This is a genomic window from Bradyrhizobium sp. MI1.3, assembly GCF_055811695.1.
Genome location: NZ_JBVVPQ010000166.1, coordinates 1 through 3,932 on the forward strand (window position 1 = coordinate 1; position 3,932 = coordinate 3,932).

Annotated in this window: 5 protein-coding genes; 3 read left to right on the forward strand and 2 right to left on the reverse strand. The window is 63.6% G+C overall.

Annotated features, from left to right (window positions below):
* Positions 1-160: 160 nt before the first annotated feature.
* Complete coding sequence (locus AC0L3A_RS40185; RefSeq protein WP_354126879.1) at positions 161-586, reverse strand: PaaI family thioesterase; 426 nt, start codon at positions 584-586, stop codon at positions 161-163.
* Between the two features lie 67 nt (positions 587-653).
* Here AC0L3A_RS40185 and AC0L3A_RS40190 point away from each other — a divergent pair, with 67 nt between their 5' ends.
* Entirely contained in the window at positions 654-1,283 is a 630-nt protein-coding gene (locus AC0L3A_RS40190) for an NUDIX hydrolase (RefSeq protein WP_473256521.1), read from the forward strand.
* 70 nt (positions 1,284-1,353) lie between these two features.
* Positions 1,354-2,568, forward strand: coding sequence for a hypothetical protein (locus tag AC0L3A_RS40195; protein WP_473256520.1), 1,215 nt, complete (start codon positions 1,354-1,356; stop codon positions 2,566-2,568).
* Between the two features lie 167 nt (positions 2,569-2,735).
* Here the strand turns inward: AC0L3A_RS40195 and AC0L3A_RS40200 are convergent, their stop codons facing one another.
* Positions 2,736-3,038, reverse strand: coding sequence for a hypothetical protein (locus AC0L3A_RS40200; RefSeq protein WP_354162753.1), 303 nt, complete (start codon positions 3,036-3,038; stop codon positions 2,736-2,738).
* 194 nt (positions 3,039-3,232) lie between these two features.
* On the opposite strand from AC0L3A_RS40200, the gene AC0L3A_RS40205 reads away from it, so the two are divergent.
* Positions 3,233-3,712: a hypothetical protein gene (locus AC0L3A_RS40205; protein WP_219682442.1), complete on the forward strand. Its 480-nt coding sequence runs from the start codon at positions 3,233-3,235 to the stop codon at positions 3,710-3,712.
* Positions 3,713-3,932 lie beyond the last annotated feature (220 nt).

Sequence of the window (3,932 nt, forward strand, 5' to 3'; positions counted from 1 at the left end):
TTTGATGTGTCAGCTATGTCTCCGAACACCTGTCAGTGATCTGTCCGGTCTAAACACTTGACCGGGCGATCCAGTACGCCGAGAGGATAGTGATGACCGGAGAAGCCTCGGCGTACTGGATTCCCCGCCTTCGCGGGGAATGACAGCGTTGGGTGTGGAGTTACCCCGGCCCCTTCAAAATCTTGAACACACCATTGGCCATCACCACGCAGCGGCCGTCCACGCTGACCTCGGTGCTCATGAAGATCAGGCTGCGCGTCGAGCGCACCACGCGCGGGCGGGAGATCAGGATGTCGCCGATCTGGCCGGCTTCGACGAAATGGGTGTCGAGCTGCACCGTCGCCATGAACTCCTTGCCGGAGACGTAGCGGGCGGTCATGCCGCAGGTACGGTCCGCGAACGTCATCATCACGCCGCCCTGGACCATGCCGCGGCGGTTGTGGTGCTTGTCCTCGGTCGCAAGTGCGAATTCGTGTTGGCCGTCGATCTTGCGCTCCCATAACGGGCCGATCAGATGCATGAAGCCCGTGGTCTCCAGGATGGTCCAGCCGTCTGATTTCAGCCGTGCGGCGGCTCTGTTGGTCATGTCTCGTCCATTCCTGAGCGGGTCGTGCGATCTCATTTCATCGGGGCCGGACGTGGTGTAGTCAAGCATCATGAGACCGTTCGACGATGCCACACGGCGGAATATCGCGGCTGCCTGCGCGGCCTTCACGCGGTTGCCGGAAAACGAGGCGCCGACGGCGTTGAATCGTGCCGCAGTGGTGGTTGCGCTGACCGCGGCCAGCGAGGCCGATGACACGGCGTTGCTGCTCACGCTGCGCGCATCGCATCTGCGCGCCCATCGCGGTCAATGGGCCTTGCCCGGCGGACGCTGCGATGCCGGCGAGACGCCGGTCGAGGCGGCGCTGCGCGAGCTCGACGAGGAGCTTGGCCTCCACCTCACAGGCGCGGAAGTGCTCGGCACGCTCGATGATTATCCGACCCGCTCCGGCTACCTGATTACGCCGGTCGTGGTCTGGGCGGCCGATAGTGCCGCGATCAAACCAAACCCGGACGAGGTCGCCTCCGTCCATCGCATCGCGCTTGCGACGATCGAGCGCGAAGATGCATTTGATTTCGTCGGGATCCCCGAGAGCACGCGCCGCGTGATCCGCTTTCATCATCAGTCGAGCCTGATCCACGCACCGACGGCGGCGTTGATCTACCAGTTCCGCGAAGTGCTGGCAGGACGGCACACCCGCGTCACCGAGCTGGAACAGCCGGTATTCGCCTGGAAATGACGCGAGGGGCGAAAACGAGGTAAACGGCGCGTTAACGTGACAGTTACCGGATGCCTGCTAAGAGGGCAGCATGCATCGATCGATTCGAAATGCCGTGAGACTGGTTCCACTCGCGCTCGTCCTGCTCGCGCCTGCCGCGCGCGGGGGCGAATCCGACGCGCTGCCGCCAGCCGTCCGCAATGCCAAAGCCCAGCTGTTGTCGCAATTTTTCGCGCAAGGCGGCGCGTCGCCGGCCGTGCTCGAATATCGCCGCAAGCTGCAGGAGTATCAGGCGGCGCGTGCTGCGTTCGACGAGGAAGCCGGCGCCTATTGGAGTCAGATCTCCGAGAAGCGGAAAGGTCGCAACGCCAAGCGGCGCAGCGGGCAGCAGATCACGCTCGACGATTACGTGCTGGAGCATCCGCCGCTCTATAACGGGCCGAAACGGCCGGTGAATCCGGAGCCGGAGGAAACCCCGGACCGCCCGACGAAAAAGCCGATCCCCGTGGCCGCCGATCTGCTGCGCGCGGCGCAGGAGCTCTATCAGTTCACGCCGCAGCGGCCGTCCAGCGAAGTCGAGTTCAAGCGCGTCTATGCACGCTACGCGCTGGCCTCGGGGCTGACGCGCGAGCAGGCGGTGCGGGTCTATGCGTTCGAGACCGGCGGCACCGGCAGTTACGACGTGCAGGCCGGAATCGAGCATGGCGGCAAGCGCGCCATTTCGACCGCGATGGGCTACAACCAGCTGCTGACGACCAACAGCGTCGAGCTGCTGGCCGAGCAAGGCCATGAATTCATCCGCGCGCTCTCCGACAGGGTCGCGCGGACCTCGGGCCCGGCGCGACAGTCGCTCGAGCACAAGCTCGCCGTTCTGAAGAAAATGGTGGCACATGCCAAATCGGTGCCCGACACCTGGTCGGAGCACGAGAAGATCGGCAACACCGCGCAGGGCTGGGCCATGCATGCCATGGTGCTCGACATCGACATCGGACCGATGCTGCAGACCCACAAACTGCTCACCTCGGTGCTGTTTGCGCGCGCCAAGGGCTATAGCCGCCCGCTCAGCGCGGCCGAGCTCGAGATGATGAACCTCACCGGCGACGGCACCGGCCTCGACATGGTGACGATGCCGCAGGCGATGCGCGAGCAGGTGCCGACCTCGAACTTCTTCCAGCGCGGCGGCTACGAGCGCAACCCGGTCGCGATCCGCCACAACACGGTGGCGAAGCTGCTGGCGGTGACGGATACGAGGATGGACAGCAACAGCAACAACGCCGGCGCGCGCGAGCTGGCGGGGGCGTTCTAGCCGTTCGCCCTGCCACACCTTCCGCTGTCATGCCCCGGCTTGACCGGGGCATCCAGGACGCCGCGGCCTCTCGATTCAATCACGACGGCCTCTGGAATACTGGATCACCCGCTTTCGCGGGTGATGACACCGAGTGTGTGGTGGCGCCGTCGCCCGCCATCCCCGCCCTACTGATCCGACCCGAACTTGAACTTGCCGTCGCCTTCCAGATACGGGCCGCTGCGCATGTAGAGCTGGCCGTTGTGGCCGATGAAGAACAGCGTGCCCTTTGGCACCTTCTTGGCGCCCTTCAGAAGTTCGCCGGCATTGCTGGTGCCCATCTTGTAGGAGAAGGTCTTGCCGTCCTTGTCATAGGCGTAGCCGGTGTCGGGCTTGAGCTCCCAAGGTGTCGCAGCGGTCTGCGCCAATGCGGGTGCAGCCAACGCGCCGAGCACGGCCGTCACCAGAAAAATCCTTGTCGAAAATGCCATCACCCTATCCTCCCCATCGAGGCGCCCGGTTTGAACAAATCACGAACGGCGCTTCCAGGTCAATTTGCGAAAGCGCCGCAGCGCATCACGTCTTGCCGAGCAGTTTGTGATTTTCCCTTCGTCCCCGCGCGACTATGTTCCGCTTTCCGTCTAGAACGCAATTCGACAAAAACATTGGGTAGGGGATGATTCGAATGAACTTCGTCATTAAAGCTTGCTGGGCCGCCGGCCTGTTGCTGACGGTGCTCGCGCCGGCCGCCCGGGCCGATGATTACCAGCTCAGCCACAACCAGAGGATTTCGTGCAGCCGCGGCCTGGCCCCAGGCAAGCTGAACACCGCGACCTGCAAGTCCTACACATATCTCTTCAACACCAAGACCTCGGAATATTTCCGTTGCCAGGTCTCGCTGGCGCTGACCCGCGACAACAAGGAAGTCATCAACGTCCAGACCGACGGCGCCTGCACCAAGAAGCCGCGCATCTTCGAGACCGACGGCCATTACGATTTCGACGCCACCGAGACCGAGCCGCCGAACACCAATTCGTTCTTCGGCCCCGGCGGTTACTCGGTCTGGGCCGCCGACGTCGGCGCGCAGAAGGTGCGCGGCTGCATCATCATCTCCTCCGGCCTCGGCTCCGACATCTCCAAATGCCTGGACATGACTTTCCAGTAAGCGTTTGCCAGTGAGAGTTCACCAGTGACGGTGCGCTCCCTGCTCGCTTGCGCGGAGGGTTGGGGAGAGGGTGTTTCCGCAATGGGGCAATCCCCCAGAGGAGAAAGCCCTCACCCGGCGCTTCGCGCCGACCTCTCCCGCACGCGAGGGCTTTGCTTAATTGGCCGAGCGGGAGTGAGGCTCGATATGGGGTATTTTTTTGTGCGGCCTCGGATGGCGC

What these genes read in the sequence shown, in the direction of transcription:
- AC0L3A_RS40185 (WP_354126879.1), bottom strand. Translation starts at nt 586, where the DNA reads ATGACCAACAGAGCCGCCGCACGGCTGAAATCAGACGGCTGGACCATC.
- AC0L3A_RS40195 (WP_473256520.1), top strand. Translation starts at nt 1,354, where the DNA reads ATGCATCGATCGATTCGAAATGCCGTGAGACTGGTTCCACTCGCGCTC.
- AC0L3A_RS40200 (WP_354162753.1), bottom strand. Translation starts at nt 3,038, where the DNA reads ATGGCATTTTCGACAAGGATTTTTCTGGTGACGGCCGTGCTCGGCGCG.
- AC0L3A_RS40205 (WP_219682442.1), top strand. Translation starts at nt 3,233, where the DNA reads ATGAACTTCGTCATTAAAGCTTGCTGGGCCGCCGGCCTGTTGCTGACG.